Below are 26164 nucleotides of genomic sequence, written 5' to 3'. Positions count from 1 at the left end.
CGTTGTTGCCAAATTCTGCGCAGCGGAATTGCGCAGGCGGCAGGTCAGGCCCGGCTGATATGCTCGCTCGCGCCGTCGAACGCCGGCGCCAGGCTGGAACGCTCGGCGCTTCATCGGGCCGCATCCCGCCCCATGGCCATGGACCGTGGCGAGCGGCCGGCTGCGAACAGGCCGCGGTCCGATCTTTTCGCTGGCCGGAAACCCCGAGATTTGTCATGGCGCGAGCGGCGCGCAGTGTCTAGCATCCCGGGCAAATCAACAGGAGACAACGCAATGGAATCCCCACGCATCGACCGGCGCCAGGCGCTGGACCGCCTGGCGGGCGTCGCCCTCGGGGCGGCTGCCTGGAGTGTTGCGGGTGTTGCCCGCGCCGAAGCCGGCTGGCCGAACCAGCCCGTGAAGGTGATCGTGCCGTACCAGGCGGGGGGTTCGGCGGATTTCATGGGGCGGCTGCTGGCGCGCAAGTTCGCGGAAGCGCTGGGGCAAGCTTTTGTGATCGACAACCGGGCCGGGGCCAATGGCAACGTGGGCGCCGCGGCGGTGGCATCCGCCGCGGCGGACGGCTACACCTTGATGGTGTCTACCACCGGCCCTCTCTCGTTGAACAAGCTCCTGTACAAGAACACTCCGTTCAATCCCGTGACCGATTTCACGCCGATCGCCCTGCTGGCGGACGTTCCCCTGCTGATTGCCGCGCATCCCTCGCTTCCGGCCAGGACCGTGCCCCAGCTGATCGCCTACCTCAAGGCCAATCCGGGCAAGATCTCCTACTCCACCGGCGGCACCGGATCGATGGGACATCTGGCCGCCGAGATGGTGCAGCGTGCGACAGGCGTGACGATGGTCCACGTGCCGTACAAGGGCTCGGCCGGTGCGCTCAACGACCTTCTCGCCGGCGTCGTCAACCTCAGTTTCGACCTCGTGCCGACCTATCTGCAGCAGATCACGGCCGGCAAGGTCAGGGCACTGGCGGTGCTGAGCGCCAAGCGCATCGCCAGCCTGCCGGCCGTCCCGACGTTGCTGGAATCCGGCATCCCGGCGACCGCGACCGGCTGGTATGGCCTGGTCGGGCCCAAGGGCCTGGCGCCCGCCATCGTCACACGGCTCAACAAGATCACCAACGACTTCCTCGCCAGCACCGAGGGCCGCGCGCAGTTGCAGACCCTATCCGTCACCCCGATCGGCGGGCCGCCTGACGCCCTTGGCAAGTTCATCGTCTCCGAGCTTGCGAAATGGCGCCCGATCGTGGAGCCGCTGGCTGCCACCATCATGCAGTGAAGCCACATGCTGACCACCGCGACACACGGCGCTGATGACCATCCTTAACAACAAGCAATCTGTTTTGCTGCAATTGGGGTAGGTCCCGGCTACCCGCGGATCTTGCTAGATTCACTAGGAATGAAACGGGGTTCGCGCGGTCAACACTCCTGGCGACGCGACGGGTGCCTGCATGCGGGCAAACCATCCTGCGGGTGCTCAGATCTTCCCGCTGGAGCTGCTTAGCTTCTGCATCAGTCCCGCCATGTCGGCGGGCGTCACGCCCGAGACATTGGCGCTGGAATTCATGAACGCCGTCATCGCAGCTGCCAGCCCGCTGGTCGCGGAGTCCGGGGCCATCATGCTGGGTCCCATCATTGCGCCCATCGTCATTGTGATCTGCGCACCACCCCTCTTTCCATCCATCATGCCGTCTGAAGCATCGTTCATCATGGCCGTGATCAGCGCTGAAGAGACCGGCATGTTGAGGGTCCTGGCGTACTGCGACATGGCCGCCAGCGTCATGCCATAGTTGCGCGCGTCCTGACTTGCGGCGGCGCCGGCGCCGGGGCTGAGCGGATTCATCGGCTGAATGTGCAGGATGTCGCTCACCAAGAAATAGTTCCCCATGGCAACGTTTGCGCTGGCCATGTTGGCTGCCGTCATGCCCCCGGGCATCTGCTGCGCCATCGCCTGTGCCATGGCGGTCACGGGCGTCACCTGGACACCGTTGCTGCCGGCACCCGCAACAACGCCAGGCACCATCGCGCTCATCACATCCCCCGATGCCATCCCCATGGACAGGCCCGTGGCTTCGTCCCTGTAGCTGCCCCCGCTCGCCTGCACCATCACAGGCCCGCCGTAGGTACCGATGGACATCGTGAAGCTCCCGCCGGCGTCGGTGGTCGCCATCCCGATCTGGGCGCGGCTCTGGCCGTCGGAAACGCCATAGGCAGTGACTGTGGCGTTGCCGACGGGACCCTTGGTGACGACCCCGCTGATGGTGCCGGTCCCAGCGGGGCCGGGGGCATCGCTGCTGCTGCCACCGCCGCCGCACCCGGCCGCCAGCAGCAGCGTCAAGACCATCGCACCGGTCATCCCGGTGCGGGGAAACATGCAATTCCTGGACATTTGAGACTCCCGAAAAGACACCAGCAAGACAGAAGTGAGTCGCGCGTACGAGGGGAACGCCAGATGCGCCCGTCGACCAGGATTTCTCTGGACGCCCGGTTGAGCAAGGCGTGCTTCACCGGAACACGTCGCGGCCAGAGATGCACCCGATGCAGGCATGCTAGGCGCGGCCACGCACCGCTCCTTGATTGAGATCAAGCTGCCGGTCACATGAGCGCCCGCACGCGAAGGAAGGAGGCAAGGAAGCAAGACGAACCCGGCAGTCGCGCGCTCTCCGGCGACGACCCCACCTCAGCAATCGATGGGCGCGCCCATCCCGCGAAAATGCTGGCGGCCTGCCGCGGGCGGCAGCTCACCGGATACCCGGTGTCCGACGCGGTCCCCGGCACCCGTATAACCACGGGAGGCTCGTGGACCACGGTGGCACTGCCGTCCCTGGCCACCAGCATCACGTTGTACGTGTTCATCTGCCGCCATACGCCGACGCATCCATGCGGCACCCGCAGGTCGGCTCCTTCCAGACCTGGACGTCGGGGAGCGCAGCCACAGCCCGGGTAGGGCTCAACCGTCTGCGCCAGGCCCAGCAGCCTGTTGCTGGCCGCCTCCACATTCAAGGTCTGGCTGGTGGACTGGGTGAAGTCCCCGGCATCCAGCACGCCGTCCAGGTCGATGTCGCTGGTTGCGCTGTCGACCGCAGCGAGGCGGTTGGAATTGGCGTCGTACGTGTAGCGGCGGGAGGCGCCGTCGCGTGCCAGGCTGGTAAGGCGGTTGCGGCTGTCGTAGCCAGGCGCCCAGCTCACCGGCGTGGTGTACGCCTGCTCGCCTGCCGCCGCGCGGCTGGCCCACGGGCCCTGGGTGATGCCGGTGATCCGGCCTGCCGTGTCATACACGTAGACCCGAGTCATCCGGACTCAGAATGCTGTCGATCTCCACATCCTTGAGATGCACATTGAACTGAGCTGAGTAGCCAGGCATTCTCCTGAGCAAGCGCATCGCGGCGAGTTGAACAAATTCATCCTCAACTCTCACCTGGGGTTCCGCGCGCTCCGGCTCATTTAGACGTCCGCGATGCCACACGCCAGTTCCGCGAGCCATTGCCTCTTCGCCTCCCTTCCGTCCGTTCGGAAGGGCCCGACCCAACGCTCGGTGTTGCCTTGCGCAGCGCATCCAGGTGGTCCGCCCAGTGGTTCATCATCTGGACGTGCCCGGGTAACCCTCGATCCTTGGCAGCAGCTCGGGCATCTCGCGGGCATCGACCTGCGCTAGTTTTCCTCGCGCCTGGGCCGGAGCGCATCGGAGGGCTTGAGGCCTTCCATCGGATTGCGGTCGTGTTTTCGGGGGGTGTGTTGAGCTGTCCAGAGACGCCCTGAAATGGGTCCCTGGCGGAAACGGAGGGATTCGAACCCTCGATGGGGCTCTACACCCCATACTCCCTTAGCAGGGGAGCACCTTCGGCCACTCGGTCACGTTTCCAGCGAGAGCGATTATCTCACGACTTGGGGGCCCGGCTGGCCCCTGGGCGCTTCGACAGGCTCAGCCCGAACGGAGGGGCCAGGCTTCGACAGGTTCAGCCCGAACGGAGGCGCCAGGCTTCGACAGCAGCCCGAACGGAGGCGCCAGGCTTCGACAGGCTCAGCCCGAACGGGTCGTGGGTCAGGCCGCGGCCGGCTGGTCCAGGTCGAACGCCCGGTGCAGGGCCCGCACCGCCAGCTCCATGTACTTCTCGTCGATCACCACCGAGGTCTTGATCTCGCTGGTGGAGATCATCTGGATGTTGATGCCCTCTTCCGACAGCGCGCGGAACATCTTGGCGGCGATGCCGACGTGGCTGCGCATGCCGATGCCCACGATGCTGACCTTGCAGATGCGGGTGTCGCCCTCGATGCGGTCCGTGCCCAGCTCGGGCAGCACCTTGGCCTTGAGCAGGTCCACCGTGCGGGCGTAGTCGTTGCGGTGCACCGTGAAGCTGAAGTCCGTCTTGCCGTCGCGGGCGATGTTCTGGATGATCACGTCCACTTCGATGTTGGCCTCGGCCACGGCGCCCAGGATGTTGTAGGCGATGCCGGGCTTGTCGGGCACGCCCAGGATCGAGATCTTGGCCTCGTCGCGGTTGAACGCGATGCCGGAAACGACGGCGGATTCCATTTGTTCGTCTTCCTCAAAAGTGATCAGGGTGCCGGATTTGGCTTCCTCGGCCAGGTCGATGTCCCAGGGCGTGAAGCTGGACAGCACGCGCAGCGGCACCTTGTACTTGCCGGCGAATTCCACCGAGCGGATCTGCAGCACCTTGGAGCCGAGCGACGCCATCTCCAGCATCTCCTCGAAGCTCACGGTGCTCAGGCGCCGCGCCTCGGGCACGACGCGCGGGTCGGTGGTGTAGACGCCGTCGACGTCGGTGTAGATCAGGCACTCGGCCGCCTTCATCGCCGCCGCCACCGCCACCGCGGACGTGTCGCTGCCGCCGCGGCCCAGCGTCGTGATGTGGCCGTCCTCGTCCACGCCCTGGAAGCCGGTGACGATCACCACCTTGCCAGCCTCGAGGTCGGCACGCACCCGCTTGTCGTCGATCGACTCGATGCGCGCCTTCGTGTAGGCGCTGTTGGTGCGGATCGGCAGCTGCCAGCCGGCGTAGCTGACCGATTCCATGCCTTCGGTCTTCAGGGCGATCGCCAGCAGCGCCGACGACGCCTGCTCGCCGGTAGAAGCCAGCATGTCCAGCTCGCGGTCGACGGCTTCGCTGGCCTTGGGCGGCGCCAGCTCCTTGGCCAGGCCCAGCAGGCGATTGGTCTCGCCGCTCATGGCGCTGGGCACGACCACCATCTGGTGGCCGGCCCGCGCCCACTTGGCCACGCGCTTGGCCACGTTGCGGATGCGCTCGGTCGAGCCCATCGACGTGCCGCCGTATTTGTGAACGATCAATGCCATTGGGAAACGGGGAGTGAAAGCTGCGGCAACCGAAAGGTCCCGCAGGATGCGGAACGGCGCGCAGAACCCGGGGATTATACCTAGGCGAACAGCCTAGTCGAACTTGTACGCCAGCTCTGTCTCGATGGAGAGCACCTCGTCCACCGGCATGAATTTCCAGTTGGACACGGCGTCGACGGACACGCGATTGAGTGCGTGGTTGGTGCTGGAGACGACCTTGACGTTGCCGGTGCTGCCGTCGGGATGGATCTCGAACGAGACCCGCACCAGGCCCGAAGGGCGCTCACGCAGCAGTGCGGCCGGCAACCTGGGATCGTCGGTGCGCACCGCAACCACGTCCATGTGCCGCAGCGCAGGAATCGGTTCGGGCGCGGGCGGGATGATGGCCGCAACGGGGGCGGGTTCGGGAGCAGGCGGCGGCGCCGGCGGCGGCTCGACCGCCGGGGCCGGCGCGACGGGCTCGGGCTCGGGCGCCGGCCGGGACAGAGCCACTGGCTCGGGCTTTGGCGCCTTCTTCGCTTCAACCGCGGGCCTGGCGCGCGGCGGCGCGCTGGCGTTCTGCAGAATGAAGCGGTACGGACTGTTTGCCTGGCGCTGCATGGCTTCGCTGGGCGCGGCCGGGCCCGCCACGGGTGCCGCCGTGGACTGGGCCCAGGCCCGGTCCGCTCCGACGATCGCTGCCAAACCCAGTCCTGCGATCAGGACCCAGACGCCGCCAGCCTTGTGGGCCGGGACGCCGCATCGGTGCATGTGCATGCGTTCCTTCTCCCTCGCACGGATTCTAGGAGCGAGCCGCTGCTGCCGAGCTGGGTTTAGTGTGTACCTGTGCCGTGCTTACAACGTCGCGGAAGGCTCCATCGCCCAGGCGAGCCGGTCCCCCTGCCGCTGCACAAAGCCGTGGCCCACCTTGATCCGGATGGCGTGGCCGCGCGTGGTACAGGCCGCCACCTGGTCCAGCAATTCCGCGAGCTGCGCCGCGCTGGCGCTGGCCTGGTGCTCGCGCCTGAGCCACAGGCGCAGGGCGTTGGCCTGGCGGGCGGTGGACAGCGTCTGCAGCTGTTTGATGGCGGGCGGGGTGCCGGTGCGTTCCAGGTCCTGTCGCGCGATCTCGTCCAGCACCTGCTGCGCCTGCGCGGCGTGGCCGGCGCTGCGGGCGAAGGTCTCGCGGAACTGCGGGAACGCCTGTTCCAGCGCGGGCAGCAGCCGGGCGCGGATGCGGTTGCGGGTGAAGGCGTCGTCGGCGTTGGTCGGGTCCTCGATCCATGCGATCTTTTCGTCCGCCAGCCATTGCCGGATCGCCGGTCCGGGCACTTTCAGCAAGGGCCGGTGCCAGGTGATGCCGTCGCGTTGCCAGCGTGCCGGCATCGCCGCCAGCCCGGGCAGGCCGGCGCCGCGCGACAGGGCCAGCAGCATGGTCTCGACCTGGTCGTCCGCATGCTGCGCCAGCGCGATGTCCTTCACCGCGCCGCCCCACTCCTGTTGCAGCGCCGCGGTCAGCGCGGCGTAGCGGCTGCGGCGGGCGGCGTCTTCCGGACTCTGGCCCGGTGCATGGCGGGCATCGACGCGCCGCACCGCCAGCGGCACGCCCAGTTGCCGGCAGGCCGCGGCGCAATGCTGCTCGAACGAATCCGCCGCGGCCTGCAGCCCGTGGTGCACATGGACTGCCCGCACCTGCCCGGGCCACTTCCGCGCACAGGCCACCAGCAGTGCCGTCGAATCGGCGCCGCCGCTGTAGGCCACCGCCAGCGGCAGCGCGGGAGAAAAGGATGCGATCGCGCCGGTGACGGTCGAAGGCAGGCCGCTAGCGGCCACGATGCCCCACGTCGAAGTCGTTGCGGCCGGTGCGGTCCACGCCGCGCAGCAGCCACAGCGGCCGCGTCGCGAAGCTCACCGGCACGCCGGTCTGGCCGTCCGCCGGCTTCAGGCTGCGGTCGAACAGCGAGCTGCCGGGCATGTAGCGCAGCGCGACACCGGTGCGGCGCAGCCCGGAGCGGTTGGCCTGCGCGCCGTGGATCATGTAGATGTCGTGCATCGACATCTGGCCGGGTTCCAGCTCGATGTCCACCGCATCCTTCTCGTCGAAGGCGCCGTCGGCCATGCGCTGGTTCAGCGTCAGGTCGGTGCGGTCCTCATGCAGGTGCGGATGCAGCTGCTTCGCCGCATGGGAGCCGGGGATCACCCGCAGGCAGCCGTTGTCGCGCGTGCTCGGCTCCAGCGCCACCCAGACGGTGCAGTTGGCCAGCGGCCGGATCGGCCAGTAGTGGCCGTCCTGGTGCCATGGCGTCTCGTAGCCCTCCTGCGCCGGCTTGCAGAACACGTGGCAGCCCCACAGGATCACGTCGGGGCCGATCGCCTGCTCCACCAGGTCGACGATGTCCGGATGCATGGCCAGCGCGAGGAAGTCGCTCACCCCGCGCACGCCTTCGTCGTTCTGGCCCGCGATATGGGCGCTCACCAGCTTCTCGGGGCGCACACCCGGATTGGCGGCGATCAGCGCGTCGAGCGCCTGCTGCATGCGGCGCACCCAGGCGGGATCGAGCCGATAGGCGGGCACGACATAGCCCCGCTCGCGGTAGCGGGCAACCTCGTCGGCGGACAAGCGGGCCATTGCGCGCCGTCCCTGCCGCCCTAGCGGGCGTCGGCCTTGGTGTCGGTGTAGCGGCCGTAGCTTTGCAGCCGCTCGTAGCGCCGGTCCAGCAGCTCGCGCACCTTCAGGTCGCTCAGCTGACGCCAGGCGTCGTTCAGAGCCCGCTTGAGGAACGCGCCCATCTGGCGCGGGTCGCGGTGGGCGCCGCCCACCGGTTCGTTGACGATCTTGTCGATCAGGCCCAGCGCCTTCAGTCGATGGGCCGTGATGCCCATCGCGTCGGCCGCTTCCTGCGCCTTGTCCGAGGTCTTCCACAGGATCGACGCGCAGCCTTCGGGGCTGATCACCGAGTAGATCGAGTACTGCAGCATCAGCACCTGGTCGGCCACCGAGATCGCCAGCGCGCCGCCGGAGCCGCCCTCCCCGATCACCGTGGTGATGATCGGCACTTCGAGCTGCGCCATCTCGTAGATGTTGCGGCCGATCGCCTCGGACTGGCCGCGCTCCTCGGCGTCGATGCCGGGGTAGGCGCCCGGCGTGTCGACGAAGGTGAAGACCGGCAGCTTGAACTTCTCGGCCGTCTTCATCAGCCGCAGCGCCTTGCGGTAGCCCTCGGGCCGGGTCATGCCGAAGTTGCGCAGGCCGCGTTCCTTGGTGTCCCTGCCCTTCTGGTGGCCCAGCACCATGCAGGCATTGCCGTTGAAGCGGGCCAGTCCGCCGATGATCGACAGGTCGTCGGAGAAATGGCGGTCGCCGTGCAGCTCGATGAAGTCGGTGAAGATCTCGTTGACGTAATCCAGCGTGTAGGGACGCTCAGGATGGCGGGCGATCTTGGTGATCTGCCAGGGCGTCAGGTCGCTGTAGATGTCCTTGGTCAGCTGCTGGCTCTTTTTGCTGAGCTGGTCGATCTCCTCGGAGATGTCGACCGCGGACTCGGTCTGGACGTAGCGCAGTTCCTCGATCTTGCCCTCGAGTTCGGCAATCGGCTGCTCGAAATCGAGAAAGGTCTTCTTGGCCAAGGTGGGTCTCCTTGCTTGTTATGGGAGCGTCAGGCTCAGTATCCGACCGGGAGCGGGTCCAGCGAGCGCCAAATATACCAAGTCGCAACGCTGCAATAGGGGGCCCAGGCGGCAGCCACTTCGCGGGCGTCGCTGCGGCTGACCGACTCGCCCGAGAAGTAGTTGACGCTGATGCCGTTGATCAGGCCGACGTCGTCCAGCGGCAGCACGTTGGGCCGCATCAGGTAGAAGATCAGGAACATCTCGGCGGTCCAGCGGCCGATGCCGCGGATCCCGACCAGCTCCGCGATGATGTCGTCGTCGGTCATTTCGGGCCAGGCATTCGCATGCACCGCGCCCGAATCGAAATGCAGCGCCAGGTCCACCAGGTATTCGATCTTGCGCGCCGACAGGCCGGCCGCCTGCATGTCGTCCACCTTCAGCTTGAGCACGTTGCCGGCGGTCATGCGGCGCGGCAGCTTGGCGAAGCGGTCCCACACGGTCTGCGCCGCCTTCACCGAGATCTGCTGGCCGACGATGCTGCGGGCCAGCGTGGTGAAGGCATCTCCGCGCGACTGCAGGCAGGCGTCGCCGAACTGCGGGATCAGCCGCTTCATCACGCGGTCCTTGCGGGCCAGGTGGCGGCAGGCTTCGTCCCAGTAATCGGGCGTCGCCAGCACCAGGGGCGAGGGGCTCACTGCGCCGCCTCCCAGGTGGTGCCGCCGGCGGAATCCTTGAGCACCACGCCCTGCGCCAGCAATTGCTGGCGGATGCGGTCGGCCTCGGCGAAGTTCTTGGCCTGCTTGGCGGCGGCGCGCTGCCCGATCAGCTCCAGGATCGCCGCTTCGTCCAGCGTCGAGCCGGCCTGCAGGAAGCGCTCCGGCTCGCCCTGCAGGATGCCCAGGCTGCCGCCCAGCGCCTTGAGCAGGCCGGCGGCCTCGGCCGAACGGGTGCGGTTGACCTCCGCCGCCAGCTCGAACAGCACCGCCACCGCTTCCGGGGTGGCGAAGTCGTTGTCCATCGCCGCCTTGAAGCGCGCCGCGACCGGCTGCGCCCAGTCGACTGCAACCGGTGCTGCCGCCGGCACCAGGTGCAGCGCGGTGTACAGCCGCTTGAGCGCGCCGCGCGCGTCGTCCAGGTGCACGTCGCTGTAGTTGATGGCGCTGCGGTAATGCGCACGCACGAAGAAAAAGCGCAGCGTCTCGGCGTCCACCTTCTGCAGCACGTCGCGGATGGTGAAGAAGTTGCCCAGCGACTTGGACATCTTCTCGTTGTCGATGTTCAGGAAGCCGTTGTGCATCCAGTAGCGCGCCAGCTGCTTGCCGCTGGCGCCCTCGCTCTGGGCGATCTCGTTCTCGTGGTGCGGGAACTGCAGGTCGGCGCCGCCGCCGTGGATGTCGAAGGTCTCGCCCAGCAGCGCGCGCGCCATCGCCGAGCATTCGATGTGCCAGCCGGGCCGGCCGCGGCCGAACGGGCTGTCCCACTTGGCGCCTTCCGGCTCGCTCTCCTTGGCGGCCTTCCACAGCACGAAGTCCAGCGGGTCCTGCTTGCCGTCAAGCACCGCAACGCGCTCGCCGGCGTGCAGTTCGTCCAGCGACTTGCCCGAGAGCTTGCCGTAGCCGGGGAACCTGCGCACCGCGTAGTTGACGTCGCCGCTGTCCGAGCGATAGGCCAGCTGCTTGCGCTCCAGCGCGCCGACGATGTCCAGCATCTGCGGCACGTAGTCGGTGGCGCGCGGGTCGTGGTCGGGCCGCTCGATGCCCAGCGCATCGGTGTCCTTGTACATCTCGGCGATCATGCGGGTGGTCAGGCCGCGGATGGTCTCACCGTTCTCGACGGCGCGGCGGATGATCTTGTCGTCGATGTCGGTGATGTTGCGGACATATGTCACGCGATAGCCCGATTGCCGCAGCCAGCGCTGCGCCACGTCGAAGGCCAGCATCGAGCGGGCGTGGCCCACGTGGCACAGGTCGTACACCGTGATGCCGCACACGTACATGCGCACGTGCCCCGCTTCGAGCGGGGAAAAATCCTCCAGGGCACGCGAGAGCGTGTTGTAGATGCGCAGGCTCATGGGTGGTTCGGCTCCACGTCACTGGCGATGGAACATCGGCGTGCGGGGGGTCCCGATTTTGCTCTTGTTGGCGGATTGCCGGGATGTCCGCGCGGAACCCCTCGGCTACAATCCGACGCAGTATATAGCCCCCCGGTGGGCACGAATCCACGCGTACGATCCACACGAGGCATTAATGACGCACGCTTCCAATGCGCTTCCGAAAACCCTTCGCCTGCTGGCATTGACAGCTGCCCTCCTGGCCTCCGCCGCCTGGGCCGATGAATACAGTGACGTCAACCAGCTGCTGCGCTCGGGCAAGCATTCGGAAGCGCTGGCCAAAGCTGACCAGTACCTTGCAGCCAAGCCGCGCGATCCGCAGATGCGCTTCCTCAAGGGTGTGATCCAGACCGAAGCGGGCAAGCCGGCCGACGCCATCTCCACCTTCAACAAGCTGACGGAAGACTATCCGGAGCTGCCGGAGCCGTACAACAACCTGGCCGTGCTGTACGCGGGCCAGAGCCAGTTCGACAAGGCGCGCGCGGCGCTCGAGATGGCCATCCGCACCAATCCCAGCTACGCCACCGCCCATGAGAACCTGGGCGACGTCTACGCCAAGCTGGCCAGCCAGGCCTACAGCAAGGCGCTCCAGCTCGATGCCAGCAACACCGGCGTGCAGCCCAAGCTGGCCCTGATCCGCGAGCTGTTCGCCCCCACCGGCAAGACGGCGCAGGCCGCGGCCCGTGCTCCCGCCCCCGCCCCTGCACCGGCGCCCGCGCCGGCACCGGCCCCGGTGGCGGTCGCCAAGGCGCCCACGCCGCAGATGTCCAGTGGCGTGGTCGCCCCGGCGCCCGCACCGGCCGCGGCTCCGGCCGTGCTGGCGGCAGCGCCGGCTCCGGCTCCGGCGCCGGCACCGGTCAGCACCACCGCCGGTTCCGGCGCGTCGAAGGACGTGGAGGCAGCGGTGCATGCCTGGGCGGCGGCGTGGGCCGCCAAGGACATGGGCGGCTACCTGGGCGCCTACGGCAAGGAATTCAACCCGCCAGGCAAGATGTCGCGCTCGGCCTGGGAAAGCGAACGGCGTGCCCGCATCGTCGGCAAGAACCGGATCAGCGTGAAACTCAGCGACGTGAACGTCAGCGTGAACGGCAACAAGGCGGTGGCGAAGTTCAGGCAGGCCTACAGCGCGGATGCCCTCAACGTCACGAGCCGCAAGACCCTGGACCTGGTCAAGGCCGGGGACCGCTGGCTGATCGTCAAGGAATCGACTGGCGGCTGATGCGATGGAGCATCGCTTGCGGCCGCAGCGAACGGGCTTGATTTGTCCGGTGATTTGTTCGGCCGGATTGTCCCCATGAAGCGAGCATCGCTCGTGCTGTTGTGCCTGTCCGCCTGCCTGTTGACGGCCGGCAGCGTGGCCGCGTCGCAGAACCTGCGCCCAGCCCGCCAACCGGCCCGGCCGCAGCGCCCCGCCATCGCACGGGCTCCGGTTGCGCCGGTGCGCGACGGCGAGGCCGAGGCCCGGCTGATCGAGGTCTACAAGCTGATCGGCCAGGCCCGCGGCCACGAGGCGATGGCCAAGGCCGAGACGCTGGTGCGGGACCATCCGAATTTCCAGCTCGCACAGCTCGTGTACGGCGACCTGCTGGCCTCGCGTGCGCGGCCGGTGCGCGCGATCGGCGACGTGCCGGACGCCGCGGCCCGCACCGGCGCGCTGATGCTGGCGGAACTGCGCGAGGAGTCGCAACTGCGGATCCGGGCACTGCGCGAGAAGCCGCCGGCCGGCGCCATCCCGGCGCAGTTCCTGCAGCTGTCGCCGCGCAACAAGCACGCGATCGCGATCGATGCCTCGCGCGCCCGGCTGTACCTGTTCGAGAACACGCCCACCGGCCTGAAGCTGCTGGGCGACTACTACATCTCGGTGGGCAAGTCGGGCATCGAAAAGTCGGCCGAGGGCGACCTGCGCACGCCACTGGGCGTTTACTTCGTCACCAGCAACCTGGACCCGAAGTCGCTCAAGGACTTCTACGGCGCCGGCGCACTGCCGATCAACTACCCCAATCCCTACGACCTGCGGCGCGGCAAGACCGGCAGCGGCATCTGGCTGCACGGCACGCCGCCGGCGCAGTTCTCGCGCGCGCCCAAGGCCACGGACGGCTGCGTCGTGCTGGCCAACCCGGACCTGCAGCGGATCATCAGCACGGTGGAGATCCGCACCACGCCGGTGGTGATCGCGCAGACCCTGCACTGGGTGACGCCGCAGACGGTGCAGCCCGACAGCAGGCGCTTCGCGGACACCATCCAGGCCTGGCGCAGCGCCAAGGCCAGCGGCGACATCGCGCGGGTGCTGGCGTTCTATTCGCCGGATTTCTCCGGCTACGGCAAGACCCTGGCGCAATGGACGCCCGAGCTGCGTTCGGAAATCGAGAAGGCGCACGGCCGCGACGTCGCGCTCAAGGAACTGTCCTACCTGCGCTGGACCGACAATGCGGACACCATGATCGTCACCTTCGACGAGGTGATCGCGGGTGCGCGTGCCGGCGCCGTCAAGCGCCAGTACTGGATGCGCCAGGGCGCGTTGTGGAAGATCTTTTTTGAAGGAGTGATCGGATGACCGGATTTCTGATGAGCGTTTCGCGCCGTGCCGCGCTGGCCGTCGTGGCCGGCGCACTGGCTGCCGGCGCATGGGCCGCCGACGCACCGCGCGTCAAGTTCGCCACCACCATGGGCGACTTCGTGGTGGAACTGGAGCCGGAAAAGGCGCCCAAGACGGTGGAGAACTTCCTGCAGTACGTCAACGACAAGCATTACGACGGCACCGTGTTCCACCGCGTGATCGACAACTTCATGGTGCAGGGCGGCGGCTTCACGGCCGACATGCAGCAAAAGCCCACCCGGCCGCCGGTCGTGCTGGAGGCCGGCGCCGGCCTGAAGAACCAGGTCGGCACCATCGCCATGGCCCGCACGGCGGACCCGAACTCCGCCACCTCGCAGTTCTTCATCAACGTTCGCGACAACGTCTCGCTGGACGCGCCCAATCCCGACGGCCACGGCTATGCGGTGTTCGGCAAGGTGGTTTCCGGCATGGACGTGATCTCCAAGATCAAGGCCGTGCCGACCACGACCAAGGGGCCCTACCAGAACGTGCCGGCCACGCCGGTCGTCATCACGTCGGCCACGGTCGTCAAGTAATCCAACGGGGAGCCGGCCTGCGCCGCGCCCTCCACACTGCAGGAGAATTTCAATGAGCAATCCCCAAGTCAGGCTGACCATCAAGGGCTACGGCGACATCACCCTCGAACTGGACCAGGCGAAGGCGCCCAAGTCGGTGGAGAACTTCCTGGCCTACGTGAAGAAGGGCCACTACGACAACACGGTGTTCCACCGCGTGATCCCGGGCTTCATGGTCCAGGGCGGCGGCTTCGAGCCGGGCATGAAGCAGAAGCCCAGCGACGCGCCGATCCAGAACGAGGCCAACAACGGCCTGAAGAACGACAACTACACGGTGGCCATGGCGCGGACCAACGACCCGCATTCGGCCACCGCGCAGTTCTTCATCAACGTCGCCGACAACGCCTTCCTCAATCACACGGCGCCGAGCGCGCAGGGCTGGGGCTACGCGGTGTTCGGCAAGGTGGTCGGCGGCAAGGACGTGGTGGACCGGGTCAAGGCCGTCAAGACCGGCCGCAAGGGCTTCCATGACGACGTGCCGAACGACGACGTGATCATCGAGAAGGCCGCCGTCGTCTGACGGCGCGCCAGGCGTGAGCACTCCGGCCGTGCCGCCGTTCCGGGAGCTGGTTGCTCCGCGGCAATGGCGCACGGCCGATTTCATTTCCGACCTGCACTTGCAGGCCGACGACCCCGCCACCTTCGAGGCCTGGCGGGCTTACATGGGCAGCACGGCGGCCGACGCGGTCTTCATCCTGGGCGACCTGTTCGAAGTCTGGGTCGGCGACGATGCCGCCGACGCGCCCGGCTTCGAGGCCGACTGCGCCGCGGTCCTCAGGACCACCGCGGCGCGGCTGCCGCTGTTCCTGATGCACGGCAACCGCGACTTCCTGATCGGCTCCGCGCTGATGCGCGACAGCGGCGCCACCATGCTGGACGATCCCACGGTGCTGAGCTTCCTGGAGCGGCGCTGGCTGCTCACGCACGGCGACGCGCTGTGCCTGGACGACAGCGCCTATCTGGCGTTCCGCGCGCAGGTGCGCGCGCCGGCCTGGCAGCGCGACTTCCTGGCGCGGCCGCTGGCCGAGCGGCGCGCCCTGGCCCGCGGCCTGCGCCAACAGAGCGAGGAGCGCAAGCGCGGCGACGCCACCTACGGCGACGTGGACAGCGAGGCCGCCACGGCATGGCTGCGCGCCGCCGACGCGTCGGTGATGGTCCACGGCCACACCCACCAGCCGGCCGACCATGCGCTCGCGGGCGGCCTGCGCCGCATCGTGCTGAGCGACTGGGACGCGACCGCCGCGACGCCGCGCATGCAGGTGCTGCGCGTCAGCGATGCCGGCGCCCTGCGCGTGGCGCCCTGATGTTCGGCTGGCTGCAACGGCGAGCTTCGGCCCGGCCCATTCCCGACGCGCTCTGGCAACAGGCGCTGGCGCGTTATCCGTTCCTGGCGGCGCGGCCGGACGGCGAGCGCACCCGCCTGCGGGAGCTGGCCAGCCAGTTCCTGGCCGGCAAGGAGTTCCACGGCGCGCAGGGCTTCGTCATCACCGACGACGTCGCCGTGTCGATCGCCGCGCAGGCGGTGCTGCCGGTGCTGCACCTGGGCCTGAAGTGGTATGACGATTTCGTCGGCATCGTGGTGCACCACGGCCAGGTGGTCGCACGCCGCACCGCCACCGACGAAGCCGGCGTGGTGCACCAGTGGGACGACGTGCTGGCCGGCGAGGCGATGGACCGCGGGCCCGTGATGCTGAACTGGAGCGACGTGCAGGATGCCGGGGCCACCGCGCAGCACGGCTACAACCTGGTGATCCACGAGTTCGCGCACAAGATCGACCTGCGCGACGGCCGGGCCGACGGCTGCCCGCCGCTGCCGTCGCCGGCCGCGCGCCGGCAATGGTCCTCCACCATGGAGGCCGAGTACCGTGCCTTCCGCGAAAGGGTGATCGTCGCCGAACGCTTCGGCGGCGAGCCGCAATGGCTGGACGCCTACGGCGCGACCGCGATCGACGAGTTCTTCGCCGTCGCCTGCGAAGCCTACTTCGTCAACCGGGCCCGCTTCGCGCAGGAATTCCCGGCGCTGCTCGGGCTGTTCGACCCGTTCTTCGGGCCGCGCCCGCGCTAGCGCCGGAACAGGGCCTTCAGCACGGTCTGCAGCCGGCGCGCCACCGAGGCGTCGTAGGCGCTGGCCAGCACCCGCGCCGTGTCCTGGCCCCAGGTCTGGGCCGGCGACGGATCGTTGCGGCGGGTCAGCAATTGCAGTTGCAGCAGGCGGCGCGCGCTCAGGTGCTCGGCCGGCGTCGGCGATTCGGACGCGATCTCCAGCCGCAGCAGGGCCTCGGCCGGATCGCCCGACGGCGCCCCACCGACGGCCTGCACCCAGCTGGAACGCACCGGCGCCGCCACGGCCTTGCCCAGCTCCTGCAGGCTGGGCACCTGCTCGCCGGAACGCTGCTCCCATGCCGTCATCAGTTGCGTCAGCGCCTCGCCGTGCGCCTGCGCGGCCAGCTTCTTCAGCGCGCTCTGGGCGTGCTCGAGCGCCTCGCGCTGCGCGCGGAAGGCGACATCGCCCAGCCGCGGACCGCGGTCCTCGAACGTCGGCCGGTCGCCGAAGCGGCCTTCGCCGCGCGGGGCGCGGTCGTCGCGGCGCGGTTCGCCGAAGCGCCCGCCGCCGCCCGGCGCACCCTTGCGGTCGCCGAACTTGCCGCCGCGGCCAGGCACCATCGGCTCGGCCTTCTTCATGCCGGGCCGGTCGTCGCCGCGCATCGCGACGACGGGTTTGGGCGCCGGCTTGGGCGCAGGCGCCGGGGCCGATGCGGCTGGCGCCTCGCCGTCGGCCGAAGCTTCGGTCTCCGCGGCGGCCGCGCTTTCGCCGGCAACCGCTTCAGTCACGCTCTCCGTCCCTTCGGGAGCGGAAGCCGCACCCACGGCAGCCGAGCCGGCGTCCTTGTCCTGCTTCTTGGCCGCTTCGTCGGCGCGCGCCACCGCTTCTGCCGCCTGCGCCTGGCCGTGCAGCGCGGCCTCCAGCGCCGACATCGCGGTCCGGATCTTCTGCGCATCGCCGCTGGCGTTGGCAGCCTCCAGCGCCCTGGACGCGTCCAGCACGATGCGATCGCGTTCGCTCAGCTGCGTTGCGGCCTTCTCGCGCTCCTCGGTCTTGCGGTTGAACGCTTCGTCGATCGGCTTGCGGAACGCGTCCCACAGCTTCTGTTCGTGCTTGCGGTCCAGCGGCACGCCCTGCGCCTCGGCCTGCCAGCGCTGCTGCAGCGCCTTGACGGCGTCGATCCGCAGGACCGGCTGCTCGCCGAGCTCGCGGGCCTCGTCGATCATCGCGTGGCGCCGCTCCAGGCTCTGCTTCTGCAGTGCTTCCAGCGGCGCCGCGGCGGTGTGGATGGCGTCCTTCCACAGCGGCTGCAGCTCGGCGAAGGCCTTCTCGCTCAGGTGGCCGGCGTCGCGCCAGCGGTCCGAGAACTGGTGCAGCACGCGGTTGAAGCCCTTCCAGTCGCCATCCTTGGCGGTCTGGTTGTCGGCAGCCCAGGCCTTGAGTTCCTCGATCAGCGCCAGGCGCTGGTTGCGGTGTTCCGCGGCGTCCGCCTTGACCTTGTCCAGCCAGGCTTCGACCACCTTGTGGGCCTCGTTGCAGGCTTCGTCGAAGCGCTTCCACAGCGCATGGTTGGGCGGCCCGCCCTGGTCGGTCTGCTTCCACTGCTCGCGCAGCGCCCGCAGCTGCTCCTGCATCTTGCGGCCGCCGTAACGGGGCTTGCGCACCACGGCCGGGGCCTCCGGCGGCTTGGCCGGCTGCGGTTCCTCGCCTTCGACAGGGGCTGCCACTGCCGCTTCGGCCGGTGCCGGCTGCTGCGCCGGAGCGACGCGTTCGAACAGGGCCTCGGCCTTGGCCACCAGCTCCTGGCGCAGCTGGTCGGCGCGCCAGCGTTGCCAGCCTTCCAGCTCGCCGGCGGCTGCCAGCGCGGCATGGGCCTGGTTCTCCAGCTTGTCGTCGACCAGCTTGCCGTGTTCCTTCAGCGCGTTGCGCAGGGCGCTGGCGGCGCCGGCGCTGGCCTTGCCGTGGCCCTGTGCGATCTCCTGCTCCAGCTTGCCAAGCGCCTCGCGAATGGCGTCGCTGGCCTTGGCCCGCAGCTCGGGATCGACGCGCGGCTTGGCCGCCGCCTTCGGCGCCGCTTCGGCCGGCAGCCCGCGCCCCTGGCGCAGTTCGTCGGCCCACACCGGCACCGGCGGCAGCGGCGCAGCCGGGTCGGCCGCGGCCGCCTCGGCCTGCGTCAACGCACTGCGAAACGCCTCCCAGACCGCCTGCAACTGGGAGCGCGATGCCTCCAGCAGCGGTGGAAACTTGGTGTCCACGCTGGCCCAGTTGGCGTCACCCTGGAGCGCATCGGCCTGAGCCTGCCAGTCCGGCACGTCGGTCTGCAGCGCTGCGGCGGACGCCTGGGCATCGCGCCATGACTTGGTGGACAGCACCTCGATGCGCTGCGCCAGCAGCACTGCCGCCTCGCGCTGCACCTGCACCCGATGCTGCAGGTCTTCGATTCCCTTGACCCGGTCGGCCAAAGCCGCCTTGAGCGAGGCCAGCGGCTCCTTGCTCAGCGGGGCGCCGGCGCGCGCGGCGTCGCGCTGCCAGGCCAGTGCGTCGGCGATATTGATCTTGGGCGGCGCCATCAGGGCCCGGGCCTTCTCGGCCCATTCGGCGGCGATGACTTCCTGCCCCTTGCTGCGCTTGATCTCGTCCAGCCGCTCCCGCAACAGGCGGGCGGCGCCCTTGTCGCGTCCGCTCAGTTCCCGGAACACCTCCTGCATCTGCTCGGGGCTGGGGTTGCCGGCAAGCCAGTCGCGCACGCGCGCGGCGCGCTCGCCTGAGGTCGGCGCCGAGAAGGCGCCGCCGGTCAGCGTGTCGAGCGCCTGGGTGTCATGGGTCTTGGTGGGAGAGGCTTGGGTCACGGGAGTGTGGAAATCGTTGGAACAAAAAAGAAAACGGCCGCTCGCGGCCAACCGCTATTCTCGCCGCGAATGGAGCCGCTGTCGCCAGAGGCGCTGCCAAAATGAGAAAGCCCGGACGGTCGGCCTGCAGCCTGCCCGCCGGGCTTGACGGCTGGACACGAGGTCTGTGCCGTCTGGGTCCGCAGTCAAGGAGGGATTGTCCCTGGCTGCGTCGGAAGCAAGAGATTGCTTCCAGGAAGGGCCGGGGCTACCACCGAAGTGGCCCTACCGGCTAAGTACCTGATCGCTCAGGCACTCATAGCTTAGACGGCGGCCCGGGCGATTACCAATCTGCCTTTTCAATGGCCTGCCCGGCCGTGATTGGAGCAGTTGCCTTGACAAGGCGAACTCAGCAGCGACCATGAATGGGATTAGGCAGGCGGGCCAAATCCCGTTACAGCTGCAGGAACTCGAGACCTCAGCGCGCCGCAGGCAGGCCCGCCGGGGGGCATCTCTGGCCTCCCCGCAAGTCCGGCACTGGAATCGCTGAAAATTCAACCGGCGCATGTCTATCGCGCTTCGCATTTGATAGCAGACGGCTGGCCGCTGTGGGCCTTGTCCGACAAGCAGGCGGGTGCCGTGCCGACAGGCTCTCCCCGAGAAGCCATGCGTAAATTGTGGCTGCAACATGTAATAATTGCATTAAAGATCAATTTGATATTCTTGACCGGATATTAGGCCAGCCTCTAAAATTCGCCCGTCCCCAGCCTGAACGGGGACATCCAGAACCCGCTGCCGACCCCGGCTAAGTCGAATCGCTGCAGATGTCTGAACAGACCGCTGCGATCTTGATGGCGTGCCAATCCAAACGAGGGACCGCGTCACGCGCCGCTTCAACGCTGTGCAGGCAGGTCCCCGCGTAGAAAGGAAGTGCTATGACAGCGCTCGGAAGAACTGCCCACGGCCTGCGAACCTTCGCATCCGACATCGCCCAGGGCTTTTTTGAGATCACGCACAACGGATTTGCCCTCGTGGGGCTGGCCGTCGTCTTTTCATTGATCACCCTCACCGCCCGGCCCGACCTGCGGCAGGTCGGCGAAAGCAAGCTGATGAGCTGGCTGCAGGAGCGGCAAGCCGCAACCCTGGGCATGGAGCCCGAGCTCGATGCCATCGACCGCGCCACCGCCACCAACCCGAAAGACCTGCCGAAACAGCAGGCGGCCGTGGCGTACTGGCTCAGCAAGAAGTACCGTGTCGCGCCGGAACCGGTGTCGGCGCTGGTGGCCGAAGCCTATGAAATCGGCGAAAAGACCAAGCTGGACCCGACCCTGATCCTGGCCGTGATGGCGGTGGAGTCCGGGTTCAACCCGTTCGCCCAGAGCCCGGTCGGCGCCCAGGGCCTGATGCAGGTGATGACCGGGATCCACAGCGACAAGTACGAAAGCTTCGGCGGCAAGCTGGCAGCCTTCGACCCGGTCACCAACCTGCGGGTGGGCGTGAAGGTGCTGCAGGAGTGCATCCAGCGCGCCGGCTCCCTCAACGCCGGCCTGAAGTTCTACGTCGGCGCGGCCAACCTCGGCGACGACGGCGGCTATGCCGACAAGGTGATGGCCGAGCACGAGCGGCTGCGCCAGGTGGCGACCGGCCGGAGCGTGCCGCTGGTCTCGCCGCCGGCCATCCGGACCATCGTCACGCCGGTCGAGCCCAAGCCGGTCGAGGACAAGATCGCGGCCCTGTCGCTGTCCTGAAGCGCTGCGGGCAGTTAAACTAGCCCCGTGCGCGACTGGCGATAGGCGCGGCGCTCCCGATGGGAGCAGCCGGTGCTGACGTGGAATCCAGGCAGGGCTCCCCTGCAGCAACCACTGGGAAGCGCACCGCCGGCCCGCCGGCGTTCAGCCGTTCGCCTGGGCAGCCCTTGTTATATACAGGGACCACGTCTTTCAGGACTGCCATGTACCACCGCAACATCCTTGTCGAACAGACCGACCCCGAACTGTGGGCCGCCATCCAGGCAGAGAACAAGCGCCAGGAAGAGCACATCGAGCTCATCGCCAGCGAGAACTACGCCTCGCCGGCGGTGATGGCCGCCCAGGGCACCCAGCTGACCAACAAGTACGCCGAGGGCTATCCCGGCAAGCGCTACTACGGCGGCTGCGAATACGTCGACGTGGCCGAGACGCTGGCGCTGACCCGGGTCAAGCAGCTGTTCGGCGCCGAGGCCGCCAACGTCCAGGCCCACTCCGGCGCCCAGGCCAACGAGGCGGTCTTCCTGGCCTTCCTCAAGCCCGGCGACACCATCATGGGCATGAGCCTGGCCGAAGGCGGCCACCTGACCCACGGCATGGCCCTGAACATGAGCGGCAAGTGGTTCAACGTGGTGAGCTACGGCCTGAACGAGAAGGAAGAGATCGATTACGAGGCGATGGAGCGCAAGGCCCACGAATCCAAGCCCAAGCTGATCATCGCCGGCGCCTCGGCCTATTCGCTGCGGATCGACTTCGAGCGCTTTGCCCGGGTGGCCAAGGCTGTCGGCGCCATCTTCATGGTCGACATGGCGCACTACGCCGGACTGATCGCCGCCGGCGTCTATCCCAATCCGGTGCCGCATGCCGACGTGGTCACCTCCACCACCCACAAGAGCCTGCGCGGACCGCGTGGCGGCATCATCCTGATGAAGCCGGAACACGAGAAGGCGATCAACAGCGCCATCTTCCCCGGGCTGCAGGGCGGCCCGCTGATGCACGTCATCGCGGCCAAGGCGGTGGCCTTCAAGGAAGCGATGGCGCCTGAATTCAAGACCTACCAGCAGCAGGTGGCCAGGAACGCCGTGGTCGTGGCCGAGACGCTGGTGCAGCGCGGCCTGCGCATCGTCAGCGGCCGCACCGAGAGCCACTTGATGCTGGTCGACCTGCGCTCCAAGGGCATCACCGGCAAGGAAGCCGAAGCGGTGCTGGGCGATGCCCACATGACGATCAACAAGAATGCGATCCCCAACGACCCCGAAAAGCCGATGGTGACCAGCGGGGTGCGGATCGGCACGCCGGCCCTGACCACCCGCGGCTTCAGGGAAGAGGAAGCAAGGATGACGGCCAACCTGCTGGCCGACGTGCTGGACAACCCGCGCGACCCGGCCAACATCGCGGCGGTGCGCGAGAAGGTCAACGCCCTGACCCGCCGCTTCCCCGTCTACGGCTAGCAATGTTGGCCCCCACGCTCCGCGCTTCGCGCCGTCGCTGCCCCCCGGGGGGGCGCTCGCTTGCTTGGGGCGGCGCGGCGCCGCGCTCGACATGAAATGCCCGTTCTGCGGCAACGTGGACACCCAGGTGGTGGAGACACGCATGGCCGAGGACGGCGACTTCATCCGCCGGCGACGCCAGTGCGCGGCCTGCGAGAAGCGCTTCACCACCTACGAGCGGCCGGACGTGAACTTCCCGTCGGTGGTCAAGAAGGACGGCCGCCGCATCGAATACGAGCGCGCCAAGCTGCTGGCCTCGATGAACCTGGCGCTGCGCAAGCGCCCGGTGAGCACGGAGCAGATCGACGGCGCGGTCGAACGGATCGAGGAAAAACTGCTGAACCTGGGAGTCCGGGAGGTGCCTTCCACCCGGATCGGGGAACTGGTGATGCGCGAGTTGAAGAAGCTCGACAAGGTTGCCTACGTGCGATTTGCCAGCGTCTATCGCAGCTTCGAGGACATCGACGATTTCAAGACGCTGGTCGACGAAGTGCGCAAGTGACGTTCAGGCGCAGCTGTCCAGCGCAACCTTCTGCACCCGCGGCCGGCCGACGGCATTGAGCACGATCTGGCGCGCCTCGCTGCGTTCTAGCGACTGGTTGCACACCGTGATGGTGCCGGCCTGGAAGCCGCCGCCCATCATGCGGGTCGACCCGCTGGCGACGAAGGAAACATAGCGGCCGACGGTCGAATTGCCGGTGAACCGCAGGCTGGCGGGCAGGGGATTGCCGCGCTGGATGACGGTTTCGCCATCGTCATGCACGCCATCGCCGTTGGCGTCGTGAAAGACCAGCCAGCCCTGCTCCCAGCCGCCGCCCGGGTTGCAGGCCACGCCGTCGCGCGACTTGCACAGGACCACGCGGCCGTTGCGCTTGAAGGCTTCGCTGCGCGCCAGGCGCAGCGACGACAGGAACGCATTCGACGCGGCGGTCAGCTTGTTGGCGTTCGTCAAGGCGGTCATCGAAGGGACGCCGAAGCCAAGCAGCACCGTGGCGACGGCCACCACGATCATCAGCTCGATCAGCGTGAAGCCCCGGTGCCTGCGCGGGCGGCGCAGGGGCTCCAGCAGTGTTGAAGGGAGGGCGGCGGGGGGTGTTTGGTGTGTGTTCATGGCGTCAAAGATAGTCACGGCGCCGCGCCGCAACCTCGAAAAATGCACGTTTGAAGGTGTGAAAAAACACCGCCGGGTGCCATGCCGCCGCCACGCGCCGCCCAGCCGCTGGTCAAGCCGGCACCACCACCCGTCTGGCGCCGCGCCAGCCCGCCACGGTTTGCGGCAACACTGCGTTTCATGAAAAACGAGCGTGGTTTCACCCTGATCGAGTTGCTGGTGACGATTGCCATCGCGGCCATCCTGGCAACGCTCGCGGGTCCTTCCTTCCTGCGCATGATCAAGTCCAACACGATGTCCGGGAGCGTGAACACGTTCCTGGCCGACCTGCGCTATGCCCGCAGCGAGGCGATCCGCCGCGGCGGCCGGGTCATCATGTGCCGCAGCGACAACCCCGAATCAGCCACCCCCGCCTGCGCCACCGCAGGCACCACCGCCAAGGGCTGGGCCGCCGGCTGGATCATCTTCCATGACAAGGATGCGTCGGGCGCATGGAATTCGACGGACCACACGCTGCGGGTGCAATCGGCGCTCACCGGCATGGATGCGATCCTGGAAGGCACGCCGACCGCTGCCACGGCCTTCCAGTTCACCGCCACCGGCCGGCTCCAGAACGGCGCGGCCACAACCCTCAATTTCGGCGGCAGCCAGTTCACGGCGGACCAGCAACGGATGGTCTGCGTCAGCCCCAGCGGCCGGGCCAAGATCTCCGAAGACGGGACATGCACATGAGAAAGAGCAACTCCTTCCTGCAACAGGGCTCCTCGCTGATCGAGGTGCTGGTGACCATCCTGATCTTGTCCTTCGGGATGCTGTCGCTCGCCGGAATGATGGCCTACGCGGTGCAGATGCCCAAGCTGTCGGGGTACCGGGCGACCGCGATGATGCTCGGGGCCAGCCATGTCGAGCGGATGCGCGCCAACATCGCGGGCTTTACCGGCGGTGCCTACAACGAGGCAATGACATTCAACACGGTGCTGGCCACCTCGAACTGCGTCTATCCCAGCTGTGATGCCGTGGCGATCGCCAGCCTGGACAAGGCCCAGAGCAACGCCGAGATGCGCAGGGAACTCCCGCTGGGCGGAATGCGGATGGTCTGCAACGGCGCCTGCACCTCGCGCGAGGGCGACCTGTGGATCCTGTGGCAGGAGCCGTCCACCTTTGCCGCGATCAACAACAACAACGATGAATGCCCGGCTTCCGGTACCTATACCGGGACACCGCGTTGCATCCACATCCGGTTCAAGCTATGAAGCAAGCTGCACGCATCCACCACGGCCCGCGGCGCGAGCGGGGCCTGACGCTGATCGAACTGCTGGTGTCGCTGGTGATCGGGCTGGTCCTGATGCTGGCCGTGATCGGCGCCTACCTCGGCTCCGTGTCCGCCAGCGGATCCACCCAGGCGCAGAGCCGGATGAACGAGGACGCCCAGGCCGCCCTGGCGGTCCTGACCCAGCACATCCGGATGGCGAGCAACAATCCCAAGCAGCCGAATTACGCCGCCAGCACGCCGCGCAACCCGGTGTTCGGCGGCACCAACTGGGCGGTCTTCGGCTGCGACAGCAAGTTCACCGACCCGGCTGCCGCGTCGATCAGCGCGCTCTCCTGCAGCGGAGCCGGTTCCGACGCACTGGCGCTCTCCTACGAAGCGGACCGCTACAACACGGTCGCCTCCGGCGGCAACGCCACCGACTGCCTGGGCCAGACGCTGCCGGTCGTCACGGCCTCGGTCAGCGCCTGGAGCACACCCACCGTCGTTCCGACCACCGTCACTTTCACGGTGGCGGACAACCGCTTCTACGTCGACGCAGGCAACCTGTATTGCAAGGGCAACGGCGGCGCCACGCCCCAGGCCCTGGTCGAGAACGTCGAGGACATGCAGATCACCTACGGGGTCGCGCCGTCCACCGCATCGACCACCCTGACGGTGGCGGGCTACATGACCGCCTCGGACATCGCCGCGCCGGCCGACCCCGGCCTCGCCGCGCTGCCGATCGCGGACCGCTGGGCCAAGGTCGCGACGGTGCGCGTCTGCCTGATCGTGCGCAGCGAGAAGCCGATTGCGCCGACGTCGGAGTCGGCCCGCTACTTCCAGTGCGACGGCTCGCTCAACACGGCCCCGCCCGACCTGCGATTGCGGCGTGCCTTCTCGACCACCGTGGTGCTGCGTAACCGGATCGCCTCATGAAAAAGCCGTCAATGAGCCAACCGCGCACAACCGTTCCGCTCGCTGCCCGAGACCAGCGGGGTGTCGTGCTGATCATCGCCCTGGTCATGCTGGTGGTGATCTCGCTGCTCGCAACCTTCAGCATCCGCAACGCCCTGTCCAGCGAAGGCGTGTCGGGCAACGTGCGCACCACGCAGTTGGCCACCCAGGCGGCCGAAGTGGCGCTGCGCTATTGCGAGGATGCGATCGTCAACAACGTGAAGAACGGAACCTTGCTGCCATCGGGCATGACCGTGCAGCCCCCCGTGGCCGCCGCGTCCGCGCCGCTAGGCGTGAATACCGCCAACTGGGACGGGACCCGCACCGGCGTGTTCGTGATCCCCACCGCCTCCGTCAACCTGGCCTCGGCGACATTCGCCCGCATGCCGGAATGCGTGAGCGAACAGATTCCGATCGTCAATGCCACCGCCAACGGCCTGACGACCACCTCCACCTATCTCATCACCGCCCGCGGCTTCGGACCCGAAGTCGCCAGCGGCACCGGCCGGCCGGAAGGCAGCGAAGTGTGGATGCAGTCAACCCTGGAAGTCCCATGAG

The 26164-nt window shown here is 67.9% G+C and carries 25 protein-coding genes and 1 tRNA gene; 14 read left to right on the top strand and 12 right to left on the bottom strand.

Annotated elements, in window-relative coordinates; translation table 11 throughout:
- Nucleotides 1–273: 273 nt before the first annotated feature.
- Complete coding sequence (locus ACFPOE_RS17070) at nt 274–1278, top strand: Bug family tripartite tricarboxylate transporter substrate binding protein (protein WP_376851464.1); 1005 nt, start codon at nt 274–276, stop codon at nt 1276–1278.
- Between the two features lie 198 nt (nt 1279–1476).
- Here the strand turns inward: ACFPOE_RS17070 and ACFPOE_RS17065 are convergent, their stop codons facing one another.
- From ACFPOE_RS17065 to cysS, 10 genes are all read right to left on the bottom strand, one after another.
- Nucleotides 1477–2373 carry a carboxypeptidase-like regulatory domain-containing protein gene (locus ACFPOE_RS17065; protein ID WP_376851463.1) on the bottom strand — a complete coding sequence of 299 codons (897 nt, stop codon included), beginning with the start codon at nt 2371–2373 and terminating at the stop codon, nt 1477–1479.
- Nucleotides 2374–2594: 221 nt separating this feature from the next.
- Nucleotides 2595–3293 carry a hypothetical protein gene (locus ACFPOE_RS17060; RefSeq protein WP_376851461.1) on the bottom strand — a complete coding sequence of 233 codons (699 nt, stop codon included), beginning with the start codon at nt 3291–3293 and terminating at the stop codon, nt 2595–2597.
- 475 nt (nt 3294–3768) lie between these two features.
- Nucleotides 3769–3861: transfer RNA gene (locus ACFPOE_RS17055), tRNA-Ser, on the bottom strand.
- Nucleotides 3862–4041: 180 nt separating this feature from the next.
- Nucleotides 4042–5313: an aspartate kinase gene (locus tag ACFPOE_RS17050; RefSeq protein ID WP_376851460.1), complete on the bottom strand. Its 1272-nt coding sequence runs from the start codon at nt 5311–5313 to the stop codon at nt 4042–4044.
- 93 nt (nt 5314–5406) lie between these two features.
- Complete coding sequence (locus ACFPOE_RS17045; protein ID WP_376851458.1) at nt 5407–5997, bottom strand: TonB family protein; 591 nt, start codon at nt 5995–5997, stop codon at nt 5407–5409.
- A 150-nt stretch (nt 5998–6147) separates the two neighbouring features.
- The gene (gene tilS, locus ACFPOE_RS17040) at nt 6148–7110 is read right to left on the bottom strand and encodes a tRNA lysidine(34) synthetase TilS (RefSeq protein WP_376851919.1); all 963 of its coding nucleotides are present in this window, start codon (nt 7108–7110) and stop codon (nt 6148–6150) included.
- 4 nt (nt 7111–7114) lie between these two features.
- A complete protein-coding gene (locus tag ACFPOE_RS17035) occupies nt 7115–7921 on the bottom strand; it encodes a phytanoyl-CoA dioxygenase family protein (protein WP_376851456.1) in 807 nt (268 codons plus the stop codon).
- A gap of 20 nt (nt 7922–7941) precedes the next feature.
- A complete protein-coding gene (locus ACFPOE_RS17030; protein ID WP_376851455.1) occupies nt 7942–8919 on the bottom strand; it encodes an acetyl-CoA carboxylase carboxyltransferase subunit alpha in 978 nt (325 codons plus the stop codon).
- Nucleotides 8920–8954: 35 nt separating this feature from the next.
- Nucleotides 8955–9596, bottom strand: coding sequence for a DNA-3-methyladenine glycosylase family protein (locus tag ACFPOE_RS17025; RefSeq protein WP_376851453.1), 642 nt, complete (start codon nt 9594–9596; stop codon nt 8955–8957).
- Nucleotides 9593–10972: a cysteine--tRNA ligase gene (gene cysS, locus ACFPOE_RS17020; RefSeq protein ID WP_376851451.1), complete on the bottom strand. Its 1380-nt coding sequence runs from the start codon at nt 10970–10972 to the stop codon at nt 9593–9595. The genes ACFPOE_RS17025 and cysS overlap by 4 nt, the downstream gene beginning before the upstream one ends.
- 175 nt (nt 10973–11147) lie before the next feature.
- Here cysS and ACFPOE_RS17015 point away from each other — a divergent pair, with 175 nt between their 5' ends.
- The 6 genes from ACFPOE_RS17015 to ACFPOE_RS16990 all read left to right on the top strand — a co-directional run bounded on the left by ACFPOE_RS17015 (nt 11148) and on the right by ACFPOE_RS16990 (nt 16247).
- A complete protein-coding gene (locus ACFPOE_RS17015) occupies nt 11148–12230 on the top strand; it encodes a L,D-transpeptidase Cds6 family protein (RefSeq protein ID WP_376851449.1) in 1083 nt (360 codons plus the stop codon).
- A 75-nt stretch (nt 12231–12305) separates the two neighbouring features.
- A complete protein-coding gene (locus tag ACFPOE_RS17010; RefSeq protein ID WP_376851447.1) occupies nt 12306–13565 on the top strand; it encodes a L,D-transpeptidase family protein in 1260 nt (419 codons plus the stop codon).
- Nucleotides 13562–14143: a peptidylprolyl isomerase gene (locus ACFPOE_RS17005; protein WP_376851445.1), complete on the top strand. Its 582-nt coding sequence runs from the start codon at nt 13562–13564 to the stop codon at nt 14141–14143. Before ACFPOE_RS17010 ends, ACFPOE_RS17005 begins: the two co-directional genes overlap by 4 nt.
- A gap of 52 nt (nt 14144–14195) precedes the next feature.
- Complete coding sequence (locus ACFPOE_RS17000; RefSeq protein WP_376851444.1) at nt 14196–14702, top strand: peptidylprolyl isomerase; 507 nt, start codon at nt 14196–14198, stop codon at nt 14700–14702.
- A 13-nt stretch (nt 14703–14715) separates the two neighbouring features.
- Nucleotides 14716–15486: a UDP-2,3-diacylglucosamine diphosphatase gene (locus ACFPOE_RS16995; RefSeq protein ID WP_376851442.1), complete on the top strand. Its 771-nt coding sequence runs from the start codon at nt 14716–14718 to the stop codon at nt 15484–15486.
- Complete coding sequence (locus ACFPOE_RS16990; protein WP_376851441.1) at nt 15486–16247, top strand: M90 family metallopeptidase; 762 nt, start codon at nt 15486–15488, stop codon at nt 16245–16247. Before ACFPOE_RS16995 ends, ACFPOE_RS16990 begins: the two co-directional genes overlap by 1 nt.
- Here ACFPOE_RS16990 and ACFPOE_RS16985 read toward each other — a convergent pair.
- Nucleotides 16244–19075, bottom strand: coding sequence for a DUF349 domain-containing protein (locus tag ACFPOE_RS16985; protein ID WP_376851439.1), 2832 nt, complete (start codon nt 19073–19075; stop codon nt 16244–16246). The genes ACFPOE_RS16990 and ACFPOE_RS16985 overlap by 4 nt on opposite strands.
- Before the next feature lie 914 nt (nt 19076–19989).
- Here ACFPOE_RS16985 and ACFPOE_RS16980 point away from each other — a divergent pair.
- From ACFPOE_RS16980 to nrdR, 3 genes are all read left to right on the top strand, one after another.
- Nucleotides 19990–20802 (top strand): lytic transglycosylase domain-containing protein, encoded by an 813-nt coding sequence (locus ACFPOE_RS16980; RefSeq protein ID WP_376851437.1) that lies wholly within the window; start codon nt 19990–19992, stop codon nt 20800–20802.
- Between the two features lie 203 nt (nt 20803–21005).
- On the top strand, nt 21006–22250 hold the full coding sequence (glyA, locus tag ACFPOE_RS16975; RefSeq protein WP_376851435.1) for a serine hydroxymethyltransferase: 1245 nt from the start codon (nt 21006–21008) through the stop codon (nt 22248–22250).
- Between the two features lie 91 nt (nt 22251–22341).
- Nucleotides 22342–22791: a transcriptional regulator NrdR gene (gene nrdR / locus ACFPOE_RS16970; protein WP_376851433.1), complete on the top strand. Its 450-nt coding sequence runs from the start codon at nt 22342–22344 to the stop codon at nt 22789–22791.
- Nucleotides 22792–22794: 3 nt separating this feature from the next.
- Here the strand turns inward: nrdR and ACFPOE_RS16965 are convergent, their stop codons facing one another.
- A complete protein-coding gene (locus ACFPOE_RS16965; protein WP_376851432.1) occupies nt 22795–23400 on the bottom strand; it encodes a GspH/FimT family pseudopilin in 606 nt (201 codons plus the stop codon).
- A gap of 81 nt (nt 23401–23481) precedes the next feature.
- Here ACFPOE_RS16965 and ACFPOE_RS16960 point away from each other — a divergent pair, with 81 nt between their 5' ends.
- From ACFPOE_RS16960 to ACFPOE_RS16945, 4 genes are read left to right on the top strand one after another with little or no spacing between them, the layout of a single operon-like run.
- Nucleotides 23482–24132 carry a GspH/FimT family pseudopilin gene (locus ACFPOE_RS16960; protein WP_376851430.1) on the top strand — a complete coding sequence of 217 codons (651 nt, stop codon included), beginning with the start codon at nt 23482–23484 and terminating at the stop codon, nt 24130–24132.
- The gene (pilV, locus tag ACFPOE_RS16955; RefSeq protein ID WP_376851429.1) at nt 24129–24653 is read left to right on the top strand and encodes a type IV pilus modification protein PilV; all 525 of its coding nucleotides are present in this window, start codon (nt 24129–24131) and stop codon (nt 24651–24653) included. Before ACFPOE_RS16960 ends, pilV begins: the two co-directional genes overlap by 4 nt.
- Nucleotides 24650–25588, top strand: a complete 939-nt coding sequence (locus tag ACFPOE_RS16950; protein ID WP_376851427.1) for a PilW family protein — start codon at nt 24650–24652, stop codon at nt 25586–25588. Before pilV ends, ACFPOE_RS16950 begins: the two co-directional genes overlap by 4 nt.
- On the top strand, nt 25585–26163 hold the full coding sequence (locus tag ACFPOE_RS16945; RefSeq protein ID WP_376851426.1) for a pilus assembly PilX family protein: 579 nt from the start codon (nt 25585–25587) through the stop codon (nt 26161–26163). The genes ACFPOE_RS16950 and ACFPOE_RS16945 overlap by 4 nt, the downstream gene beginning before the upstream one ends.
- Nucleotide 26164 lies beyond the last annotated feature (1 nt).

Origin of the sequence: Caenimonas terrae, from assembly GCF_042655405.1 — a bacterium.
GTDB classification, from domain to species: domain Bacteria; phylum Pseudomonadota; class Gammaproteobacteria; order Burkholderiales; family Burkholderiaceae_C; genus Ramlibacter; species Ramlibacter terrae_A.
Note: the sequence above shows the minus strand (reverse complement) of the source record. Positions and strands in the feature narration are given on the sequence as shown.

What these genes read in the sequence shown, in the direction of transcription:
- ACFPOE_RS17065 (WP_376851463.1), bottom strand. Translation starts at nt 2,373, where the DNA reads ATGTTTCCCCGCACCGGGATGACCGGTGCGATGGTCTTGACGCTGCTG.
- ACFPOE_RS16990 (WP_376851441.1), top strand. Translation starts at nt 15,486, where the DNA reads ATGTTCGGCTGGCTGCAACGGCGAGCTTCGGCCCGGCCCATTCCCGAC.
- ACFPOE_RS17005 (WP_376851445.1), top strand. Translation starts at nt 13,562, where the DNA reads ATGACCGGATTTCTGATGAGCGTTTCGCGCCGTGCCGCGCTGGCCGTC.
- ACFPOE_RS16945 (WP_376851426.1), top strand. Translation starts at nt 25,585, where the DNA reads ATGAAAAAGCCGTCAATGAGCCAACCGCGCACAACCGTTCCGCTCGCT.
- ACFPOE_RS16960 (WP_376851430.1), top strand. Translation starts at nt 23,482, where the DNA reads ATGCCGCCGCCACGCGCCGCCCAGCCGCTGGTCAAGCCGGCACCACCA.
- ACFPOE_RS17035 (WP_376851456.1), bottom strand. Translation starts at nt 7,921, where the DNA reads ATGGCCCGCTTGTCCGCCGACGAGGTTGCCCGCTACCGCGAGCGGGGC.
- cysS (WP_376851451.1), bottom strand. Translation starts at nt 10,972, where the DNA reads ATGAGCCTGCGCATCTACAACACGCTCTCGCGTGCCCTGGAGGATTTT.
- ACFPOE_RS17070 (WP_376851464.1), top strand. Translation starts at nt 274, where the DNA reads ATGGAATCCCCACGCATCGACCGGCGCCAGGCGCTGGACCGCCTGGCG.
- ACFPOE_RS16950 (WP_376851427.1), top strand. Translation starts at nt 24,650, where the DNA reads ATGAAGCAAGCTGCACGCATCCACCACGGCCCGCGGCGCGAGCGGGGC.
- ACFPOE_RS17000 (WP_376851444.1), top strand. Translation starts at nt 14,196, where the DNA reads ATGAGCAATCCCCAAGTCAGGCTGACCATCAAGGGCTACGGCGACATC.
- ACFPOE_RS17015 (WP_376851449.1), top strand. Translation starts at nt 11,148, where the DNA reads ATGACGCACGCTTCCAATGCGCTTCCGAAAACCCTTCGCCTGCTGGCA.
- ACFPOE_RS17060 (WP_376851461.1), bottom strand. Translation starts at nt 3,293, where the DNA reads ATGACTCGGGTCTACGTGTATGACACGGCAGGCCGGATCACCGGCATC.
- glyA (WP_376851435.1), top strand. Translation starts at nt 21,006, where the DNA reads ATGTACCACCGCAACATCCTTGTCGAACAGACCGACCCCGAACTGTGG.
- ACFPOE_RS16980 (WP_376851437.1), top strand. Translation starts at nt 19,990, where the DNA reads ATGACAGCGCTCGGAAGAACTGCCCACGGCCTGCGAACCTTCGCATCC.
- pilV (WP_376851429.1), top strand. Translation starts at nt 24,129, where the DNA reads ATGAGAAAGAGCAACTCCTTCCTGCAACAGGGCTCCTCGCTGATCGAG.
- ACFPOE_RS16965 (WP_376851432.1), bottom strand. Translation starts at nt 23,400, where the DNA reads ATGAACACACACCAAACACCCCCCGCCGCCCTCCCTTCAACACTGCTG.
- ACFPOE_RS17050 (WP_376851460.1), bottom strand. Translation starts at nt 5,313, where the DNA reads ATGGCATTGATCGTTCACAAATACGGCGGCACGTCGATGGGCTCGACC.
- ACFPOE_RS17010 (WP_376851447.1), top strand. Translation starts at nt 12,306, where the DNA reads ATGAAGCGAGCATCGCTCGTGCTGTTGTGCCTGTCCGCCTGCCTGTTG.
- nrdR (WP_376851433.1), top strand. Translation starts at nt 22,342, where the DNA reads ATGAAATGCCCGTTCTGCGGCAACGTGGACACCCAGGTGGTGGAGACA.